The organism is Paenibacillus sp. CAU 1782 (genome assembly GCF_054551715.1).
Window position 1 is genome coordinate 420,963 of sequence record NZ_JBTOLL010000001.1, and the last position, 20,571, is coordinate 441,533.

Annotated in this window: 22 protein-coding genes and 1 riboswitch; of the genes, 20 read left to right on the forward strand and 2 right to left on the reverse strand. The window is 51.9% G+C overall.

Features of this window, described 5'->3' with window-relative positions:
• The first annotated feature begins 403 nt into the window (after positions 1-403).
• From fur to ACX93W_RS02180, 7 genes are all read left to right on the forward strand, one after another.
• Complete coding sequence (fur, locus tag ACX93W_RS02150; protein WP_459390674.1) at positions 404-877, forward strand: ferric iron uptake transcriptional regulator; 474 nt, start codon at positions 404-406, stop codon at positions 875-877.
• An 80-nt stretch (positions 878-957) separates the two neighbouring features.
• A complete protein-coding gene (locus ACX93W_RS02155) occupies positions 958-1,278 on the forward strand; it encodes a DUF4227 family protein (protein ID WP_459390675.1) in 321 nt (106 codons plus the stop codon).
• Positions 1,279-1,353: 75 nt separating this feature from the next.
• Positions 1,354-2,244 (forward strand): site-specific tyrosine recombinase XerD, encoded by an 891-nt coding sequence (xerD, locus tag ACX93W_RS02160; protein ID WP_459390676.1) that lies wholly within the window; start codon positions 1,354-1,356, stop codon positions 2,242-2,244.
• 77 nt (positions 2,245-2,321) lie between these two features.
• The gene (gene deoB, locus ACX93W_RS02165) at positions 2,322-3,497 is read left to right on the forward strand and encodes a phosphopentomutase (protein ID WP_459390677.1); all 1,176 of its coding nucleotides are present in this window, start codon (positions 2,322-2,324) and stop codon (positions 3,495-3,497) included.
• A 94-nt stretch (positions 3,498-3,591) separates the two neighbouring features.
• Entirely contained in the window at positions 3,592-4,416 is an 825-nt protein-coding gene (locus ACX93W_RS02170) for a purine-nucleoside phosphorylase (protein WP_459390678.1), read from the forward strand.
• Positions 4,417-4,526: 110 nt separating this feature from the next.
• Positions 4,527-4,700, forward strand: coding sequence for a Spo0E family sporulation regulatory protein-aspartic acid phosphatase (locus ACX93W_RS02175; RefSeq protein WP_459390679.1), 174 nt, complete (start codon positions 4,527-4,529; stop codon positions 4,698-4,700).
• Between the two features lie 30 nt (positions 4,701-4,730).
• Positions 4,731-6,059 carry a pyrimidine-nucleoside phosphorylase gene (locus ACX93W_RS02180; RefSeq protein WP_459390680.1) on the forward strand — a complete coding sequence of 443 codons (1,329 nt, stop codon included), beginning with the start codon at positions 4,731-4,733 and terminating at the stop codon, positions 6,057-6,059.
• Between the two features lie 65 nt (positions 6,060-6,124).
• Here ACX93W_RS02180 and ACX93W_RS02185 read toward each other — a convergent pair whose 3' ends face one another.
• Entirely contained in the window at positions 6,125-8,134 is a 2,010-nt protein-coding gene (locus ACX93W_RS02185) for a serine hydrolase domain-containing protein (RefSeq protein WP_459390681.1), read from the reverse strand.
• 336 nt (positions 8,135-8,470) lie between these two features.
• Between ACX93W_RS02185 and ACX93W_RS02190 the strand changes: the two genes are divergently transcribed.
• The 5 genes from ACX93W_RS02190 (at position 8,471) to ACX93W_RS02210 (ending at position 13,107) form a co-directional block, all read left to right on the forward strand.
• Complete coding sequence (locus tag ACX93W_RS02190) at positions 8,471-9,124, forward strand: winged helix-turn-helix domain-containing protein (RefSeq protein WP_459391987.1); 654 nt, start codon at positions 8,471-8,473, stop codon at positions 9,122-9,124.
• Positions 9,121-10,080 (forward strand): sensor histidine kinase, encoded by a 960-nt coding sequence (locus tag ACX93W_RS02195; RefSeq protein ID WP_459390682.1) that lies wholly within the window; start codon positions 9,121-9,123, stop codon positions 10,078-10,080. Before ACX93W_RS02190 ends, ACX93W_RS02195 begins: the two co-directional genes overlap by 4 nt.
• An 88-nt stretch (positions 10,081-10,168) precedes the next feature.
• Positions 10,169-11,092 carry an ABC transporter ATP-binding protein gene (locus tag ACX93W_RS02200; protein WP_459390683.1) on the forward strand — a complete coding sequence of 308 codons (924 nt, stop codon included), beginning with the start codon at positions 10,169-10,171 and terminating at the stop codon, positions 11,090-11,092.
• The gene (locus tag ACX93W_RS02205) at positions 11,085-11,777 is read left to right on the forward strand and encodes an ABC transporter permease (RefSeq protein WP_459390684.1); all 693 of its coding nucleotides are present in this window, start codon (positions 11,085-11,087) and stop codon (positions 11,775-11,777) included. The genes ACX93W_RS02200 and ACX93W_RS02205 overlap by 8 nt, the downstream gene beginning before the upstream one ends.
• 118 nt (positions 11,778-11,895) lie before the next feature.
• Positions 11,896-13,107: a D-alanyl-D-alanine carboxypeptidase family protein gene (locus ACX93W_RS02210; protein ID WP_459390685.1), complete on the forward strand. Its 1,212-nt coding sequence runs from the start codon at positions 11,896-11,898 to the stop codon at positions 13,105-13,107.
• On the opposite strand, the gene ACX93W_RS02215 is transcribed toward ACX93W_RS02210, so the two are convergent.
• Entirely contained in the window at positions 13,104-13,235 is a 132-nt protein-coding gene (locus tag ACX93W_RS02215) for a hypothetical protein (protein WP_459390686.1), read from the reverse strand. The genes ACX93W_RS02210 and ACX93W_RS02215 overlap by 4 nt on opposite strands.
• An 82-nt stretch (positions 13,236-13,317) precedes the next feature.
• Between ACX93W_RS02215 and spoIIAA the strand changes: the two genes are divergently transcribed.
• The 8 genes from spoIIAA (at position 13,318) to ACX93W_RS02255 (ending at position 20,142) form a co-directional block, all read left to right on the forward strand.
• Entirely contained in the window at positions 13,318-13,671 is a 354-nt protein-coding gene (spoIIAA, locus tag ACX93W_RS02220; RefSeq protein ID WP_459390687.1) for an anti-sigma F factor antagonist, read from the forward strand.
• The gene (spoIIAB, locus tag ACX93W_RS02225) at positions 13,668-14,114 is read left to right on the forward strand and encodes an anti-sigma F factor (RefSeq protein ID WP_459390688.1); all 447 of its coding nucleotides are present in this window, start codon (positions 13,668-13,670) and stop codon (positions 14,112-14,114) included. Before spoIIAA ends, spoIIAB begins: the two co-directional genes overlap by 4 nt.
• A 19-nt stretch (positions 14,115-14,133) precedes the next feature.
• Positions 14,134-14,889 (forward strand): RNA polymerase sporulation sigma factor SigF, encoded by a 756-nt coding sequence (gene sigF / locus ACX93W_RS02230; RefSeq protein WP_068686886.1) that lies wholly within the window; start codon positions 14,134-14,136, stop codon positions 14,887-14,889.
• 241 nt (positions 14,890-15,130) lie between these two features.
• Positions 15,131-15,781 carry a stage V sporulation protein AA gene (locus ACX93W_RS02235; RefSeq protein WP_459390689.1) on the forward strand — a complete coding sequence of 217 codons (651 nt, stop codon included), beginning with the start codon at positions 15,131-15,133 and terminating at the stop codon, positions 15,779-15,781.
• A complete protein-coding gene (locus tag ACX93W_RS02240) occupies positions 15,759-16,202 on the forward strand; it encodes a stage V sporulation protein AB (protein WP_459391988.1) in 444 nt (147 codons plus the stop codon). Before ACX93W_RS02235 ends, ACX93W_RS02240 begins: the two co-directional genes overlap by 23 nt.
• Before the next feature lie 31 nt (positions 16,203-16,233).
• On the forward strand, positions 16,234-17,979 hold the full coding sequence (locus ACX93W_RS02245) for a spore germination protein (RefSeq protein ID WP_459390690.1): 1,746 nt from the start codon (positions 16,234-16,236) through the stop codon (positions 17,977-17,979).
• A 347-nt stretch (positions 17,980-18,326) separates the two neighbouring features.
• Positions 18,327-19,658, forward strand: a complete 1,332-nt coding sequence (gene lysA, locus ACX93W_RS02250) for a diaminopimelate decarboxylase (RefSeq protein WP_459390691.1) — start codon at positions 18,327-18,329, stop codon at positions 19,656-19,658.
• Positions 19,659-19,710: 52 nt separating this feature from the next.
• Positions 19,711-20,142, forward strand: a complete 432-nt coding sequence (locus ACX93W_RS02255; protein WP_459390692.1) for a peptidylprolyl isomerase — start codon at positions 19,711-19,713, stop codon at positions 20,140-20,142.
• 28 nt (positions 20,143-20,170) lie between these two features.
• A riboswitch (FMN riboswitch) is annotated at positions 20,171-20,353 on the forward strand.
• Positions 20,354-20,571 lie beyond the last annotated feature (218 nt).

Consider the following 20,571-nt stretch of genomic DNA (forward strand, 5'->3'; position numbering starts at 1 on the left):
TCGAGAACCGGAGCGTAGTGGTAGCTACGTGAGGATCGGAGATTTCGGCTGAATGCCATATTCGACGCCGGCCCTGCCGCCAGGCAAGCTGTGTAATGAAAAGCGGAGTTTTTGAACTTCCGCAATACAATCAGGTTCAAAAAGTTCGCTTTTCAGTACCGAGAAGATGGCTTGAAGCTAGAAATCGAGAACCGGAGCGTAGTGGTAGCTACGTGAGGATCGGAGATTTCGGCTGAATGCCATATTCGACGCCGGCCCTGCCGCCAGGCAAGCTGTGTAATGAAAAGCGGAGTTTTTGAACTTCCGCTTTAAGATGTTAAACATTGACTTTCCCGGCTATTAGCGCCTATAATTAGAAGGACCGTTTATTGAAAATGGCGCGGCAAACGGCAGGGGGGAAATCATGGAGAGCCGTATTGACAAAATCAAGCAGCAGCTGCAATCGCACGGCTACAAGCTTACCCCTCAACGGGAAGCGACCGTCACCGTATTGCTGGAAAACGAAGAGGATCACCTCAGCGCTGAAGACGTATTTATGCTTGTGAAGGACAAAGCCCCGGAAATCGGTTTGGCAACGGTTTATCGGACCTTGGAGCTGCTTAGCGAAATGCATGTCGTTGAAAAGATGAATTTTGGCGACGGCGTTGCCCGTTACGACTTGCGTACGGATAGCAGCAAGCATCACCACCACCACTTGATCTGCGTGCAATGCGGATCCATGGAGGAAATTAAAGACGATTGGCTGCTCCCGCTTGAGGAGAGGCTGGAGAAGGATTATCAATTTTTTGTAGTTGATCACCGGCTTGATTTTCAAGGCGTATGTCGCCGGTGCAGAGATAAAAACGAACATCACCCCACAAATGAAACGGCCCCGTAATCCACTTGTTGGAGAGCAAGGCCGTTTCAACGTTTTACAAGCATTCCGGTCTTGAGGCATTTACGCCATGGCGCTAGCGCATGTCGGAGCGTCATAAAGCGGCTCCGCCCTTCATATGGTTTACGGACAGCCTCGCGGGCAATCGCGGGGCGAAGGGAGGAATTGACGTGGTTATTTCGCTGCGCGAATGGCTGAACCGGATGTTGTTTATCGGGCTTTTTGTCGTGCTGCTTTTTATCGCGGCCGGCGGCTACAACTGGCTGGTGGATGTTTTTGCTCCCGTCCACCCATATCGGGAACCGGCAGGCGATGCCGTGAAAGTGTTTGTAACCGATCCCGCCGTTCCTGATGAAGGAAGCGGCGCTGACCAACTGAGATGGTTTTATTGGTACGGCGGATAAGTCGTATTTAGATCCAGCGCAGGCGGCAGGAATTGGAACACGGTGCGTAGAATTTTGTTGTTGAGAGGGAAGCACATGAGGTCATATTTGAAGCAATACATGCAGCATTTGCATCTGCAGCGAAAGCTGTCTGCCAATTCCTTGTCCTCCTATGAGCGGGATCTGAATCGGTTTGCAGCCTATCTGGAGCATAGCGGCGTGGGAGTGGTTAAAGAAGTCCAACGGCATCATTTGGGACGATATGTCGCCATGCTGAAGGAAGAAGGCCGCAAATCGGCGACAATAACCCGGCACATCGTGTCCGTGCGGGCTTTTTTTCATTACCTTTTTGACGAAGGTATTATTGAGCAGGACCCGTCCTTGCGGATGGAATCGCCCAAGCCGGAGAAAAAACCGCCTCTCGTTTTGACTGTCGACGTGACAAATGCGCTTTTGGACGCCCCTGTATGCGACAGCCCTTCCGGCAAGCGGGACAAGGCTATGCTGGAGCTGCTCTATGCCACCGGCATTCGCGTCTCCGAGCTTGTGGCGCTGGACAAGGGGGATCTCAACCTGTCCCTCGGTTTTATCCAATGCGGAGGCGGCGGCTTCCGGGAGCGGATTGTTCCTTTTGGAAGCCATGCCAGGGAAGCTCTGGAGCACTATCTGGACGACGGGAGAGCACATTTTCTGGAGGGGCGGGCCCATGCGGACGCCTTGTTCCTGAATCATCTGGGAACAAGAATGACTCGGCAGGGCTTTTGGAAAACGCTCAAAAAATATGCTCGCGCAGCAGGCGCAGGAGAGGAGATAACCCCTCATGCGCTGCGGCATTCCGTAGCCGCCCATCTGCTGGAGAACGGCGCCGACATCCGCTCGGTTCAGGAATTGATGGGGCACGCGGATATCGCTTCAACTTTGAAATACACGCAGCAATCCCGGGTTCGGCTGAAAGAAGCGTACACCAGCGCTCATCCTCGAGCGTAAGCCGCCAACGCATACCTTTGAAATATTCCGTCGGCCGGCCTGCCCGGACAACTGACACGCAGAAAGAGGGATCCTGAATGAAATTTGAAAGAATCGCTGTTATCGTATTGGATAGCGTCGGCATTGGCGAACTTCCCGATGCGCCGGAATTTGGCGATGCGGGCAGCCACACGCTGGGCCACATACTTAGGGAAATGCCGGAATTATCGCTTCCCCATTTGAGACGTTGGGGCCTTGACCGGATTGCCCCAATCGGACATTGGGAACCATCGGGTGAAAAGCCCGGGGCCTATTACGGCAAAATGGCGGAGGTTTCCGTAGGAAAAGACACCATGACTGGCCACTGGGAATTGATGGGTCTTAAGCTTACAACGCCGTTTCAAACATTTCCGGAAGGATTTCCGGATGAGCTGATCCATGCGTTCGAAGAACGTACAGGACGCAAAGTAATCGGCAACAAACCAGCCAGCGGCACGGAAATTCTGGACGAGCTTGGCGCGGAGCAGATGAAGACCGGGGCTTGGATCGTCTATACGTCGGCGGACAGCGTTTTTCAGATTGCCGCTCACGAAGACATTATTCCGCTCGATGAGCTGTACAAAGCGTGCGAAATCGCCAGAGAGCTGACGATGGACGAGAGGTTTACGGTGGGCAGGGTTATCGCGAGGCCATACCTGGGGGAACCGGGGAGCTTCAGCCGCACGCCAAACCGTCATGACTATGCCGTCAAGCCGCCGCAGCCGACTGTTCTGAACGCGCTGAAGGATGGCGGTTTTGACGTGATCTCCATCGGAAAAATCAATGACATTTTTGACGGCGAAGGCATTACGCGCAGCCAGCCGACTAAAAGCAACAGCGACGGCATCAAACGTACGGCGGACGAATTGGCCAAGCCGTTTAAAGGATTGTTGTTCACCAATCTGGTGGATTTTGATTCCCTGTACGGTCATCGCCGCGATCCGCTGGGTTATGGCAAGGCGCTTGAGGAGTTCGACGCCGCCATTCCGCAGCTGGAGTCGCTGATAGGCGAAAAGGATTTATTGATCGTAACGGCGGATCACGGCAATGACCCGACGCATCCTGGCACGGACCACACAAGAGAATATGTGCCGATTCTGCTCTACAGTCCGGCGTTTGCCGTAACCGGCGAGCTGGATACCCGTTCCACATTTTCGGATCTTGGAGCAACCATTGCCGACAATTTCGGCGTAACACTGCCTCCAAACGGAGAAAGCTTTTTGGACGAGCTGTAGTCCCTTAGCGAAAACCAGCTCCGCAAGCGAAGGACTTGAAGCATAGATGGCTTTGAGTCCTGCAATACTTAAATTGAACAGGAGAGATGAAGAGATGGAACAATTGACTTCGGTACAAATCAAGGAAGCGGCGCAATACATAGCGGGAAAAATTGAAATAAAGCCTGAAATCGGCCTCATTATGGGTTCCGGTCTCGGCGTTCTTGGCGATCTGATTGAAGAAGCGGTTGTTATTCCTTACAGCGATATTCCTCATTTTCCGGTTTCGACGGTTGAGGGCCATGCGGGCGACCTGCTGATCGGCAAACTGGCGGGCCGGAATGTCGTGTTGATGAAAGGCCGGTTCCATATGTACGAAGGATACGGTCCGGAGCTTACGGCTTTCCCGGTCCGCGTCATGAAGGCGCTGGGCGTAACTTCTCTATTGGTGACCAATGCGGCTGGCGGCATTAATCTGGATTTTGCGTCCGGCAACCTGATGTTGATCTCCGACCATATCAACCTGACGGGCAAAAACCCGCTGATCGGACCAAACGACAACGAACTGGGCGTCAGATTCCCGGATATGTCGGAAGCCTATAGCAAGCGACTGCGTGCGGTTGCCGCCGGCATTGCAAACGAGCAAGGCTTTTCGCTTCAGGAAGGCGTTTATGTCGGCCTGCTGGGACCATCGTACGAAACGCCGGCAGAAATCAGGATGCTTCGCACGCTTGGCGCGGATGCTGTCGGAATGTCGACAGTGGCTGAGGTTATCGCAGCGCGCCATTCCGGCATCGAAGTGGTGGGCATTTCCTGCATCACCAATATGGCTGCGGGCATTCTGGATCAACCCCTGTCCCATGAAGAGGTTATTGAAACCACTGAGCGCGTCAAGTCCCAATTTCTAGGTCTTGTGAAAGCGCTAATCGCCAAAATGTAGCGATTTATGTAATAAAATTGTTTGAAAAGTCTCGACCCAAAGTGACAGCATTTTGTGGCTGTTGCGTCGTATAATGTCCATGATCATTGAATGATGGAGTGGACAAGGCTATGGAGAAATTACTTGCACAATTGGAGCAGCTGCGCACCGAAATGGTGGAGACGGCGCTGCAGGAGCAAAGTTTGCTGCATCGTGACGTGTTGGTGCTTAGCCAGTCGCTGGATAAAATCATCCTTCGCGTACAAATTGAACGCAGAGAACTGGAGCTTGCGCGCAAAACCTGACAGTGCTCGGCAAAGGGAGGCGCAATCAGCATGAGGGCAGTTGATCTGATAAGCAAAAAAAGGGACGGCGGCGAGCTGTCCGCCGCGGAACTGGATTTTCTAATAAAAGGCTACAGCAAGGGCGAAGTGCCTGACTATCAAATGTCGGCATTCGCCATGGCTGTTTTTTTCCGGGGCATGACGGCCGTGGAAACAGCCGCATTAACGATGGCTATTGCGGAATCGGGCGATCAAGTGGACTTGACGCCTATCGCGGGCATTAAAGTGGACAAGCACAGCACCGGCGGCGTCGGAGACAAAACCACGCTTATTTTGGCTGCTCTGGCGGCTTCGGCGGGCGTGCCCGTGGCCAAAATGTCAGGGCGCGGCCTGGGACATACGGGCGGCACGATCGACAAGCTGGAATCCATCCCGGGTTTCCGGACGGAGCTGTCGAGAGAAGACTTTATTAACCAGGTCAATACCTATGGCCTTTCGGTCATCGGGCAAAGCGGGGATCTTGCGCCAGCCGACAAAAAGCTTTATGGTTTGCGCGATGTGACGGCGACGGTGGAATCCATTCCGCTGATCGCAAGCTCCGTCATGAGCAAAAAAATCGCAGCAGGCGCGGACGCCATTGTGTTGGATGTCAAAGCGGGCAGCGGCGCTTTTATGAAAACGGTAGAAGACGCCGAAGCTCTTGCCGCAGCCATGGTGGCGATTGGCACGCAGGTCGGCAGAGTGACCTCCGCCGTCATCAGCGATATGGATCAGCCGCTGGGTTATGCCATTGGCAACGCGCTTGAGGTGTTGGAGGCGATAGACACGCTGAAGGGAAAGGGTCCGGAGGATTTGACGGATCTATGCCTGACGCTTGGCGCCCATATGATCGTGCTTGGCGGCAAAGCAACGGAAGTGGAAGAGGCCAAACAAACGTTGAAGCAAAAGCTGGAGAATGGCGAAGCATTGGCCAAATTTGCGCAGCTGATCAGCGCCCAAGGCGGAAATCCTGCGGTGCTGGAACAACCGGAGCTGCTGCCGCAGGCGCCTATGACCGTTGAAGTGACGGCGGATCAAAGCGGCTACGTCGGCAGCATTCAAGCGGAGCAGCTTGGACTAGCCGCCATGCTGCTTGGCGCCGGCCGGGCAACGAAGGAAGCCCAAATCGACTACGCGGTAGGCGTGGTTCTGCGGAAAAAAGTCGGGGATGCCGTAAAAGCGGGCGAAAGCCTGGCAACCCTTCATGTTTCTTCAAACGACGAATCCGTAAACGAGGTTGTTGAGCGTGTACGTCGGGCCTATGGCATCGTGTCGAATGTACCTGCTCCTAGACCGCTTCTGCTGTCGATTGTGACGGCTGAAGGCGTTCAGCGTATGTAAAAAAAAGGCCAGATGCGAAACTGCGGAAGCAGCGACGCTTCTGGTCTTTTTTTGGTTTAATGAGCTCACATAAAGGAATAAAATTGATAAAAAACTAAAAATGCCGTTAACCCGGAAAAGGACAATATGAGCAAAATGATGCCTGTCCATTGTTTCCATGATGCCTTTTTGACCAGTCCATTCCTGAATGATAGAACGGCGGCCACGACGAAACCAATGGCCAACGCCCCAAAGACCCAGCCATGGGGCTGTAAAGCCTCTATCGGCTGAAAGGGAGCGGCAATGAGCCTGACGATGACAATAACCATATTGGCGATTGTAAGCAGGCCAATAACGGACCCTGGCAGCACGGCTTTGTGCCAAGGCAGCAGGCGAGCATTCATTAAGCGGTTCCTGTTTTTCCGGTATTTGACCAAGCTTGCTGCGCCAAAGACGGCTCCTGTCGCAAAAACCAATAAACAACTCCCAACCCATATATAACTGAACAGCGTTGTTTGCGCAAAGGAAACGGGCAGAAGATCGAACAAAACGCCGAAAGACATCAGAGTAACGTTTCCTTGATCGTCCGTTTGGAAATAAAGCCGACTTGTCGAAAGTCCCGCCTGATCCAGCGGCGTATCCTCTGCATCAATACGCTGGTACAGATATGGCGCTGTTTCAACATAGTCCAGTGCAATATCATATTCCGGCATGAGCAGCTTAATGGTTCCGTCGCGGTTGGCTTTTACAAGAGTATCGCCATCAGCCAGCACCGAAAACACTTTGAGGGGTCTAGAGGATATGGCGCGGGCTGAACGGTACCTTCCGGCCACATCTTTGCTATGGTCAAGAGATGCTGCTTGCTGCGGCTCAGCGAAGGTGCTTCCGATGAATAATTTGATCAGCCCTGACCGTGCTCCCGCCATCTCGCTTTCCGCATTGGTTAAAATGGAAATTCCGATCCCTTCCTTAGGCGCGAGCGACAGCTGAGACGTAAAGCCATCCGTATTGCCGCCATGCTCCAGCACGCGTACCTCTCCGGCAAAACGCTCCCAGAAGCCATGAGCATTGCCTGGCATGTCAGGGTGATGTCTATATAGCGGACTATGCATAGTTGTTAATGTTTCTTGATCCTTGAAAAGCGAATATGCGGAGTTCGGTACATTTTGCTCCATATGAGCAAGCATAAAATAGGCCAAATCTTCGGCCGTCGTTTGCAACGAGCCAGCAGGCATGTCGTTAATGAAGATGGCAGGCTTCGCGACCCAATCGTCTTCCTCTTTTCCGTAGCCCAACGACTTGTTTTCCATCACGCCTGGAATAGAATCGTACCGCTGATCAAAGAAGGAATGAGCCATGCCAAGCGGTTTGAAAATATAGGTATTGATATAGTCCTCAAAAGCCATGCCGGAAACCCGCTCGACAATAAGGCCGGCCAGATCGGTGCCGAAATTGGAATAAGCAATGACTGTGCCCGGCGAATAGATTTGTTTGGGCTGCTTGCCCGGTCCGAGATAGTCTTCAAGTGGCAGAATCCCATTAGCATCTTCCACAAGCATGCCCTCAACGGACTCCTCAAATCCGCCTGTATGACTCATCAGATGAGCTAGAGTCAACGGCTCCTTGCTTAAGGAAGGATCGAGATAGCCGTCAGCCAAATAAACGGAGATATCTTGATCCAAGTCCAACTTGCCCTGCTCCACTAATTGCATGACAGCCGTCCAGGTGAATAGTTTGGAGACAGAGCCTGCTTCCATATACGTTGTTTGGGGATTTATTGCTGTTTTCTTCTCGATGTCGGCAAAGCCATAACCCTTCAGCAATACGATTTCTCCGTTCATCACGATGGATACAGCGGCTCCTGGCACATCCTTTCCTACATATTTCTCCATAACTTCGTCGGTATAAGCTTCAATTTGCCCAACAGAAATACCGGAAGGCGTTACAGCTTTTGCTTCTGCCGCGTATGCTGAAGGCGTCGCAAGCGCCGCCAGGACGGTCAATATTCCTATTCCCAGTTTAGCTGCCGCTTTTTTCACCGTGAAATGGGGCTGTTTGCTCTTGATGGGATGCAATAGAGCTTTCCTCACAGTCATTTTTACTCTCTCCTTTGTAGTTTGCTTGTCGACACATTTAAGTCTAGCAAGCTGGATTCTCTTTTTTCTCACGTGTTCCTTACTTAATTCTTACTTCGTTCAAAACGGTAAAAACTGTGCCAAAAAAGGTTGTCGACATTGCCGGGTTCCTATAGGATGGAAGGAGCAGGAAGGATTTGGACAAAAGCAAAAGAGGGATGCGGGATGGGAGAACCAAAAGGACAGATGAAGGATCATACAAAGGCGCAGACGAAAGCCCTGGCGAAAGTGCAGACAGAGCTGCAAAATAAGGAACAGGCCATATTGCTGGTAGAGGATGATGTCGAAATCAGCGAAATGGTGGCAGAGCATTTGAAGCTGGAAGGGCTTGCAATCATTCAGGCATTCGACGGGAATGAAGCATTAAGGCTGTTTCGAGAAAAAAGCATTGATCTTGTATTGCTGGATTTAATGCTTCCTGGGACCGGCGGCATGGATGTGCTTCAGGTTATCCGAACAGACAGCACGGTGCCGATCCTGATTATGTCCGCCAAAAACGGAGATGTCGACAAGGCGATTGGACTTGGCTTCGGAGCCGATGATTACATAGCCAAACCGTTTTCCATGATTGAGCTGACGGCTAGAGTAAAAGCGGCGATTCGCAGGGCAACCCGTTATTCGGGCGAAGCGGCAAAGGATAAAGCGGTGCAGCGGATCGGCAAGTTGCTGATCGATCAGAACAATTTTACCGTAACAAAAGACGGGGAAGTTGTTCCTTTAACAGCAAAGGAATTTCAGATTTTAGCTCTTTTTGCGCGATATCCGGGCAGGGTGTTTTCCAAAGGTCAATTGTATAGCGCCATATGGGAGGACCCTTATTTGGGCGATGAAAATGTAATTAATGTCCATATTCGCCGATTGCGGGAAAAAATCGAAGATGATCCTTCTTCACCGGTCTATATTAAAACGCTTTGGGGTATCGGCTACCGGCTGGGAGAGTTGGGCTCATGATCATAGCGCTTTGGGTAGCTGCGGCGGCGCTGGCGGCGGTACTCCTGTTTGTGCTGTCCAGAATGACCGAGCAGCGTGCCGGTGTGAAATACATAACGGGCAAGCTTGAGGAAATGAACCGGAACGGAGTCCCCGTTCAATTGCTGCATCCATCGGGCGACCCCGACATTCAGGCATTGCTGGCTGCCATGAACTCGTTTTTGACAGGCAAAGACAAGGAAGCGGCGCAATTCAAAATGACGGAAGCGGCCATGAGAAGGATGCTTGCAAATGTTTCCCATGATTTAAAAACGCCGCTGACCGTCGTTTTGGGTTATCTTGAAACGCTGCATCGCCGTCCTGACCTGCCTCCGGACAAACGTGAGGAACTCCTGGGAAAGGTGCATGGAAAAGGGCTGGAGGTCATCTCGCTAATGAACCGATTTTTTGATTTGGCCCTGCTTGAAGCCGGCGACCGCAAGCTGGAGCTTGCACGGATACATATGAATGAAGCGTGTTCGGCCAATTTGCTGGCTTTTTACGAGTTGCTGGAGTCGCAGCAGATTCAGGTGGATGTTTCACTGCCGGAGCAGCCGGTTTACGCTTTTGCCAATGCGGAAGCGCTTGATCGCATCCTGAACAATCTGATTTCCAATGCGGTCAAATACGGAAATGAAGGCCGGATGCTTGGACTTAAGCTTTACTCCGATCATGAGTGGGTGTATTGCGAGGTTCTGGATAGGGGCAAGGGGATAGCGGAGGAGCACGTAGGCCATGTGTTCGAACGTCTTTATACGTTGGAGGATTCCAGAAACAAGCAGTACCATGGCAGCGGCCTGGGCTTGAGCATAGCCAAACGTTTGGCGGAACAGATGGGCGGAGATATTGAGTTACGCAGCAATCCTTACGTGGAAACGGTTTTTGCCCTGCGCCTTCCGAAGGCAGCCGGACCAGGGCATTCAACGCTTAAGAAATAAGTAAGATACGCGTAACGAAAAAGATAAGGCTTCCCGGTATGATAGAAATCAAGAGCAAAAGACATTCATTGTCCAGGGAGGTAAAGCAATGAGCTACATCATTCAAACAACAAGACTGACCAAGGCGTATAAGGACCAAGAGGTCGTGTCCAATGTCAGCATGCATGTCAAAAAGGGTGAAATCTACGGATTTCTTGGCCCCAACGGAGCGGGGAAAACAACGGTTATGCGTATGTTGACCAATCTGGTCAAACCGACCGATGGTGAAATACAGTTGTTCGGAGAGCCGCTGCAGCCGAATTCCTATGAAACGCTGAAACGAATGGGGAGCATCATCGAATATCCTATTTTTTACGATAAACTGACTGCCGTCGAAAATCTGGAGCTCCACTGCCGATACATGGGATATTTTCGCAAAAATGCTGTCCCCGAAGCGTTGGAGAGGGTCAGCTTGAAAGGCGTCACAGGCAAGCCGGTCAAGCAGTTTTCGCTGGGCATGAAGCAGCGTCTCGGGATCGCCAGAGCGATCGTGACAAGACCGGAGCTGCTGCTGCTGGACGAGCCGATCAATGGCCTGGACCCCGTAGGCATACGTGAAATGCGGACTCTTCTCGACTCGCTCAGCAAGGAATACGGAATGACTCTCTTAATATCCAGTCATATTTTGGGCGAAATGGAGCAAATCGCGGACACAATCGGGGTGCTGGACAAGGGGCAGCTTGTAAAAGAGGTCTCTATGAGCAGCGTAAGGAATACCAATGCCAACTATACCGAATTGATCACGGCCGATGCGAAAAAAGCGGCGTTTGTTCTGGAGCACGAGCTGTCCATCTCCAATTTCAAAGTAAGCGGCGAGTCCGAAGTGCGCATTTATGATACCGGCATGACGACCAGCGAGCTTTCCAAAAAGTTGATTCTGCATGATGTTCCTCTGGAATCCATTACGGTGAAAGCCAATTCGCTTGAGGATTATTTTGTGGGATTGCTGGAAGGAGAGAAAAGACATGCTTAGTTTGATGAGGCTGGAAATGCAAAAAATGAAATTCAAACCGTTTTCGCTAGGCTTTCTGATTGTAACTGCCGCTATAGCGGGATTGTCGCTCCTGCCTTATTTTGCGGAGGCAATGGGGGAAATGCCGGAGTTTCAAAACTTCGAGCAGCTCTTCGCCATGATTGGCACATTCGTACGAATGGCTTTTATTGTATACGGAGGGACCTTAATTAGCCGTTTCGTTATTAGTGAATACAGAAACAAAACGATTTCGGTGCTGTTTATGTACCCCGTCAGCCGAAAAAAGCTGCTCAGCGCCAAGCTGCTGCTGGTTGTGCTGTGGACCTTTTGCGCGATTGTGATCAGTACAGCTCTAATTACCGGTCTTTTCGTAATTTTGGATCGACAGGTCGGCAATATTCCGGAAGCTCTGACAAGCAGCCAGCTTGCCGAACATGCTATCCAAACGATACTGCATGGAGCCGCCGCTGCCTGCATGAGCTTAATTTCCTTATTTTTCGGTATGATGAAAAAATCGGTGCCAGCCACCATCGTGTCGGCTACGATTATCGGCGCGATTGTTAACAGCAACAGCGGCGATTTTACATTAAGCTCTGTGCTGGCGGTTCCTTTAACATTAGCGGCGATTGGCCTGGGCATTGCCTGGCTTGCCATTTCAAAAGTGGATCAAGTCGATGTCGTCTAAATAAAAGGTGCAGATTGGCAAGTTGCAGACAATAGGAAATCGATGGAATAATTTACGGCGCAGAGGTCAACACTGAATAGGAAAATATAACCGCTTTTCTTTCAGGAGGGACTGCGCTTTGAAAAAGACTGTAAAAATAGTAACCGCTATGCTGGTGGCATGTAGTTTGCTTCTGCCATCAGCGGCAGGAGCTGAAGAGAAAGCACCGGCCCAGGGCGGGAACGCCGCAGGAAATGCCGGAAACGCCGCGGCAATTCCCGACCTTGCGCCAAGCGCAAATTCGGCGATTTTGATGGACGCCGATACGGGAACCGTTATTTTTGAAAAAAACAGCCACGCCAAGCTTCCGCCTGCAAGCATCACCAAAATTATGACGATGCTGCTTATTATGGAATCGCTCGACGACGGCACGATCAAGCTCAGCGACAAGGTTTCCACCAGCGAATACGCCGCATCCATGGGCGGCTCGCAAATTTTTCTGGAGCAAGGCGAAGAAATGACGGTGGAGGACATGATCAAGGGCATCGCGCTTGCGTCCGGCAACGATGCGTCCGTCGCAATGGCGGAGAAGCTGGCGGGAACGGAGGGTCAATTTGTCGCCCGCATGAACGAGCGCGCCCGCGAGCTTGGGATGAACGACACCCGTTTTGTCAATCCCAACGGCTTGCCGGTCGAAGGCCACTATTCCTCGGCGCATGATATTGCCATTATGTCGCGGGAGCTGCTCAAGCATCAGGAAATCACGAAATATACCGGCCTCTATCAGGATTATTTGCGGAAAACGTCCGAGAAGCCGTTTTGGCTGGTCAACACGAACAAGCTGGTTCGCTTCTACAGCGGAGCAGACGGCTTGAAAACGGGATATACGAGCGAAGCGAAATATTGTCTGTCGGCCACCGCGCTGCGGGACGGGCTTCGCGTCGTCGCTGTTGTTATGGGCGAGCCAACAACCAAACAGCGCAATTCGGAAGTATCTCAGATGTTCGATTTCGCTTTTGCCCAATACATGAACTATCCCATCGTGGAGCAGGGTGAAGAGATTGGCGCATTGACCATCCAGAAGGGCAAGGAATCCAGCTTGCCGCTTACGGCGGACCGTTCTTACAGCGTATTGCTCAAAAAAGGGACGCCAACAAACGATATCCGCTACGAGCTTAAATTGGAGGAGAGCGTAAAAGCGCCGGTGAAGCAAGGCCAGCCGATTGGCAAACTTGTCGTCTACCAAGGCGGGCAAACGCTGAAGGAGTTCCAATTGACGGCGCCGCAAAGCGTTGGCAAGGCGGGCTGGTGGCAAATGTTCCAGCGCTCCTCGCACAGTCTTTTCCACTAAAGCTTCAATGACCCGCGCCGGCTGACGGCGCGGGCTTCGGCATTTGCGGCGTTTTTTGTCGCATTTCGGGCTAAGGCGGGAAACGGATTTGTCAGCTTGTAGCGGTCTGCTTCTAGTTTTGTCGCCATGCAGGAATATCCAGCGGCGGCGAAGAATCCCTTCTCTCATACCGGCGGAAAGAGAAGAGGCTAAAGGAGATGAAGGGTGCATATGAGTCTGCAAATTGATTTGGAGCATCGCCGCAACGTATTGATTGTGCGGCTGCAAGGCGAATTGGATCACCACACGGCGGATCGGGTCAGATTCAAAATGGAGGATGAGCTTCTTCGCGATGGGGTTCGCCATGTCATTCTGAGTCTCAAAGACTTGCAATTCATGGACAGCTCGGGTCTTGGCGTCATTCTGGGGCGCTACAAGCAGATCAGGGCAAAGGGCGGAAGAATGGCCGTTTGCGATGTCAATCCAGGCGTTTACCGGCTTTTCGAGCTATCCGGTTTGTTTAAGATCGTGGACATCCATGACAATGAAAGAAGCGCAATCACCAGTTTGGAGGTGGTGTCATGAACGGAAGCAACACAATGACCCTTTCATTCAGCGCGCGTTCGGAGAACGAAGCGTTTGCGAGAATTGCCGTTGCTGCATTCGTATCTCAGCTTGATCCCACGCTGGAAGAGCTGAACGATCTCAAAACCGCTGTTTCCGAAGCGGTAACCAACGCCATCATCCATGGCTATGACAACGATCCGGCAAAGCTGGTCAAGGTCGAAGCCAGCATTGAACGCGATACGGTGGCCATTATTATTTCGGATGAAGGGCAAGGCATCGAGGATGTCGAGCTGGCGCTGCAGCCCTTGTATACGTCCAAGCCGGAGCTGGAGCGTTCGGGCATGGGGTTTACCATTATGGAAAACTTCATGGACCGTTTCGAGGTAAACAGCACGCTTGGCGGAGGAACCACCATATCCATGCTGAAGCGTATTGAATCAAAAAAAGCGCTCTATAACTAGAGTATAGGGGTTGAGCCTCATGGATGTTCATTTGAAGCAGTCAGCCCAGCCTTATTTGGACGACGCGGAAGTCAAGCGGCTGATCGCGCTCAGCCAATCGGGCGATACGGTCGCCAGGGATACCCTGGTAAGCTGCAATATAAGGCTTGTATGGTCGGTGGTCCAACGTTTTATTAACCGGGGGTACGAGCCGGAGGACCTTTTCCAGATCGGGTGCATCGGATTGCTGAAGTCCGTCGATAAATTTGATTTGTCCTATGATGTCAAGTTTTCTACCTATGCGGTGCCTATGATTATCGGGGAAATCCAGCGTTTTCTTCGCGACGACGGTACGTTGAAAGTAAGCCGTTCGTTGAAGGAAACGGCAGGGAAAGTCCGCAAGATGCGGGATGAGTTGTCCAAAACGCTGGGAAGATTGCCCACCATTTCGGAGGTGGCCGAACGGCTTGGCATTTCTCCGGAGGACGTAGTATTTGCCCAAGAAGCCAACAAACCGCCTGCTTCGATTCACGAAACCGTCTTTGAAAACGACGGCGACCCCATCACGCTGATGGACCAGATTGCGGATGATTCGCAGGAGCGCTGGTTCGACAAGCTGGCTCTGACGGAAGCGATCGGGGGGTTAAGCGAACGGGAGCGGCTTATCGTTTATTTGCGGTATTACCGCGACAAGACGCAGTCTGAGGTCGCCAGCAGGCTTGGCATCTCCCAGGTGCAGGTGTCCAGGCTGGAGAAAAAAATATTGCAGTCCATTCGGGATCAAATCGCGTTATAGCGGTTTGATCCTTTTTTTCATGAAATTGGTTGAGTATCCTTATCCTCCGCGTTCCATACTAACAATGCGAGTTCAAAGCTTTATATAAGAACGTGTTCAAAAGGCCGCTTTTCAGTACCGAGAAGATGGGATGAAGCTAGAAATCGAGGAGCGGAGCTTAGTGGTAGCTCAGTGAGTAATGGAAGGCGGGCTTTTTGAACAACCTCTCGTGGAAAATGATTAGCGGAAGGGAAGATGCAAGATGGACGCAATCAGCCATCCCGTTCTCTACCTGCGGCTCAAACGACGAATATACATTAAAACCGGCCACGAGGTATTGCTGGGCCAGGCCGCGAGGCTCCTGACGGACGAGGATGCGCTGGAGCAAAAGCTGAAGCGGTTCCCGCTGTATCGCCACCGTCAGGCGGACGGCAATCGCGTCGTGATCGATTTGCTTCAGATTGTGAGAGCCTTGCGCAAGGAAATCCCCAATTTGACGGTTGAAGCCTATGGCGATCCCCAAGTGCTGGTTATGGTGGCCGACAAGCCGGTTAAGCCCCGTTATCTTGTGCTGGTCTTTGCCTGGCTGCTGCTGTTTTTCGGGGCGGGTCTGGCGATCATGAACTTCCACACCGACGTCAGCATGAAGGAAGTGCATATCCGCATCGTGGAGCTGATTACGGGCCGGCGCACGGAGCATCCGCTCTGGTTCCAAATTCCATATTCGCTTGGCGTAGGGCTTGGCATGGTGTTGTTTTTTAATCATTTGTTCAAGAAAAAATTTAATGAAGAACCCAATCCGCTGGAAGTTGAGCTATATCTTTATCAGGAAAATATGAACGATTATGTCATCGCGGATGAAATGCGCAAGCAGGCCGACCTTGAGCCAAATGGAAACAACGGACATGGCTGAGCTGGCGATCAATTTGTTTCTGGCGCTGCTTGGACTTGCCGGCGGACTGGCCGTAGGCAGCGGGATGGTGGCCTTGCTGATCGTGTTCGATTTGATTCCCCGGCTTGCCCAACTGGCGCGGGCTTTTCGCAAATCGGTCTGGTTCGAAACCGCAATTATTGCGGGTTCGCTGTACTGGACCTTCGCCGATTTTTTGGATTGGCGGCTACCGCTTGATTTTGTTCCCCTGGTGAGCTTGACTGGACTGCTTGACGGCATTTTTATCGGCATGTTGGCAGCGGCGCTGACAGAAGTCATTAACGTGCTGCCGATTTTGGCCAAACGGATGGGGCTGTCCCGTTATATGTTTGCGCTTGTGATGTCCATGGTATTGGGCAAAACGCTTGGTTCGCTGTTTGATTGGCTGATTTTTCAATGGTGACGCAACGATCATTCCCCGGAGGCGATAGGTGATGACAGATATGGAACAGGATAGGGAGCAAGAAGCGGGACGCGGCGGGAAATCCGGCTGGAAGCCCGGCATGCCTGAACAACAACAGATGGAGGAGAGAGGGGGTTCATACAGGGGACAAGAGGATGAAAGCAAACGTGACATGATTGATCGTTCGGAATCGCCCGATGATAACGCAGCAAGAAGGGACGATGAGGCAGGCGCCCGTAGAGCTGGTCAACAGGGGGAGAGGGAGGCCTCTTCAAAGGGAGGAGCAGCAGACAAGGGGGAAGATGCGGCAAAACAGGCAAGGCCGATCCCGTCTTCTCTGGACGAGGTGCTCAAACGGCTGGAGGTCGAAGTGGGCTTTAAAACGAGCTTTGACATCGTTGTGCGCGAGATGACGTTTGGGGAGCGGAAAACGGCGCTTTTTTGCATGAACGGTTTGGTTAAAGACGAGCTGCTTACAGAGGTGCTCAAACGGCTGACTTATCTTCATCCCGACGACTTGAACAGCGATGCGCTTCATATGTTTCTGGATCATTATGTGCCCGCGGCGCAAGTGGAGCGGGAAAGCGACTGGACGATGCTGATCAACAGCGTATTGGCCGGGGGAACGGCGCTGTTTATCGATGGAGAGGACACCGCCTTGCGGATCGACGCCAAAAATTTTCCGGCGCGCGGGCTGGAGGAGCCTTCGCTGGAGAAAGTGGTGCGGGGAAGCCGTGACGGCTTCATCGAAACGTTGATGGTTAACGTTTCTTTGGTCCGCAGACGCCTGCGCGATCCCGGGCTGAGGTATGAGCTGATTCAGATCGGCGAACGAACCAAAAGCGATGTCTGTATCGCCTACATCGACGATATTGTTGATAAGCAACTGCTAAAATCCATCAAGGACAAAATCGGCATGGTCAAGGTCGATGGATTGCCGCTTGCGGACAAGCAGCTGGAGGAGGCGACAATCAATCGGGGCTGGAGTCCATTTCCCCTGGTTCGTTATTCCGAACGTCCCGATACGGTATCAGCGCATTTGCTGGAAGGCGCAGTCGCCATTTTTGTGGACACCTCGCCCAGCGTGATGACGCTGCCCACGACCTATACCGATCTGATGCAGCATGCGGAGGAAAACCGCCAGACGCCGCTTATCGGGACTTATTTGCGCTGGGTCCGTTTTATTGGTGTTTTGGCCTCGCTTTTCCTGCTGCCCTTGTGGCTGCTTTTCGTTATGCATCCGGAATACAAACCACCCATGCTGGAATTTATCGGTCCCAACAAAACAGGCAAAATTCCGCTGTTTGTACAGTTTCTTCTGGCGGAAATCGGGGTTGACCTGATGCGGATGGCTTCTGTGCATACCCCATCATCGTTGGCGACGGCAGTATCGCTGGTTGCTGCTATTCTGATTGGCGATATTGCTGTGCAAACCGGAATCTTCGTCAACGAGGTTATCCTGTATATGGCTGTAGCGGCAATCGGCATGTTCGCAACGCCCAGCTATGAGCTCGGTTTGGCGAACCGGATCGTGCGGCTGGTTCTGCTGGTCGCCGTGGCGGCGTTTGAAGCGCCGGGTTTTATGGTCGTTTGCACGCTCATTTTTATTATGCTGGTGATGGAGCGCTCCATGAACCGTCCCTATATGTGGCCGATTATTCCGTTTGACGCCAAAGCTTTATGGAGCATCATTATCCGCAAACCGGTTTTGCATAACCGGACAAGGCCTAATATTTTGCGTCCGCAGCAGTCGGAAAAGCTGCCGGAAGGCGAGTAAGGATGGGGGGGGTACACCGGTCCGATTGGGGGCAATACCAAAAATACAAATGAAATGCGGATTTATCCATTTCGGGCGGGGAAGGATTGCGTTATACTGATGCTATAAGATGCAAATCATATCCGTTTATCTTTAATTGTGAGTTCAAAAAGCCCGGTTTTCAGTACCAAGAAGATGGGATGAAGCTAGAAATCGAGGACCGGAGCGTAGTGATAGCTGCGTGAGGAACGGAGAGTTCGGCTGAATTCCATTTTCGATGCTGAACATGTCGTTAGACATGCTGCGTAATGGAATGCGGGTTTTTTAAACATCCTCTATAAGGAACGGAAGAAAGCTGAGGGTAACCAATGTACCTGCATGGAACAAGCAAAATCAATGACAAAGGCCATCTTGAAATAGGCGGTTGCGACGTTACGGATCTGGCGCAACAGTTCGGCACACCGTTATATATCGTGGACGAGGATCTCGTTCGCCAGCGCGCTAGAGAATATGTGGAAGCGTTTAAAGCTTCCGGTCTCAAATTCCAGGTCGCATACGCCAGCAAAGCGTTTAGCGTTATGGCAATGTGCGCTATCGCCGAGCAGGAAGGGCTGTCGCTGGACGTTGTGTCCGACGGCGAGCTGCATACGGCGCTGCAAGCCGGTTTCCCGGTACAGCGCATCCACTTCCACGGCAACAACAAAACGCCGGACGAAATCAATATGGCGCTTGACGCCAACATCGGCTGCTTCGTGGTGGACAACTTCCACGAGCTGGCTCTGCTCAACGCTCTTGCAGGCGAAAAAGGCAAAAAGGTCAATATCCTGTTCCGCATCACGCCGGGCGTTGAGGCTCATACGCATGACTATATTTCCACAGGCCAGCAAGATTCCAAGTTTGGCTTCGATCTTGGCAATGGTTCGGCCAAAGCCGCAATCGGACAGGCGCTTGAGCTTCCTAACCTGGAAATTCTCGGCGTACACTCCCATATCGGCTCCCAAATTTTCGAGGTTGAAGGTTTCCGCATGGCCGTTGACAAAGTCGCAGACTTTGCCGTATCCATCCGCGAAGAATTCGATCTGACCTTTAAGGTAATCAACCTGGGCGGCGGCTTCGGCATCCGCTATGTGGAAGGCGACACGCCTCTTCCGCTGGGCGAATATGTAGCAGCTATTACGGATGCGATCAAAAATAAATTCAGCCAGGCAAACTTCCCGCTTCCTGAAATTTGGGTAGAGCCGGGCCGCAGCATGGTTGGCGATGCGGGCACTACGCTGTACACGATTGGGACAAGCAAAGATATCCCAGGCGTTCGCAAATACGTTGCTGTCGACGGCGGCATGACGGATAATCCGCGTCCGGCGTTGTATCAATCGCGCTATGAGGCGATTCTGGCAAACCGCGCCAACGAGGCATCCGAAGAAACGGTTTCCGTCGCCGGCAAATGCTGCGAAAGCGGCGATATGCTGATTTGGGATCTGGATCTGCCGAAATCGGAAAGCGGAGATTTGCTGGCCGTATTCTGTACCGGCGCCTACAATTACGCCATGGCAAGCAACTATAACCGGATTCGCCGCCCTGCGGTCGTATTCGTGAAGGACGGACAGGCCGACCTTGTTGTGAAGCGCGAATCGCTGCAGGATATCGTCGTAAACGACGTAATTCCAGCCCGCTTGCAAAAGTCCGCACTTGCGAAATAAAGATAAAATTGGTAACGTATCTTTATTCGGTATAGAAAGGTAGATGTTTAAAATGGCAAAACAAGCAAAAATCAAATTGGCAAGCGGCGGCGAGGTACACCTGGATCTGTTTGATCAGGATGCTCCAAATACGGTCGCAAACTTTGAAAAGCTGGCAAACAGCGGTTTTTACGACGGTTTGTCTTTCCATCGCGTTATTCCTGGTTTTGTTGCACAAGGCGGTTGTCCAACCGGCAACGGCACAGGCGGCCCCGGCTACCAAATCAATTGCGAAATCAATCCTAACAAGCACGAGCGCGGAACGCTTGCAATGGCTCATGCCGGACGCAACACTGGCGGCAGCCAATTCTATATCTGCTACCAGCCGCAGCCGCATCTTGACGGAGGCCACACTGTCTTCGGCAAAGTGACGAAAGGCATGGAGTTTGTGGATGCGCTCAAAAACGGAGACAAAATGGAGAAGGTTGAAGTTTCCGGCGAATAGTGGTAAGATGCTAACCATATAATCAATAGCTTTCCTTCGGGGTCGGGTGAAAGTCCCAACCGGCGGTGATCGGAAGGGCCGGGCAGAACGGGTAACCGTATGTCCGGCGCTCTCCGTCAGTCCGTGACCCGGATTGAATGAAACTATTCAATGCGGTGGACCTGGTGCAAATCCGGGACCGACAGTATAGTCTGGATGGGAGAAGGAGAAGCTTCGGCATTGCGTAAAACAAAATCCCAACACATTTCCATTTGTGCTTTAATTCACATTTGAGGGAATTTGGGTTTTTTGGACGACTTCGCAAGAAGTTTTTGTCCTGCGCAAAAAATAGACTGTAACCCTTTGCCAAAAGGCAGGTTAATCGTCTATTTGTCGTTGTTCTCATGATCTTTGAATCCCCTCGGCAAGCTGCCTGGAGGGGCTTTTTGC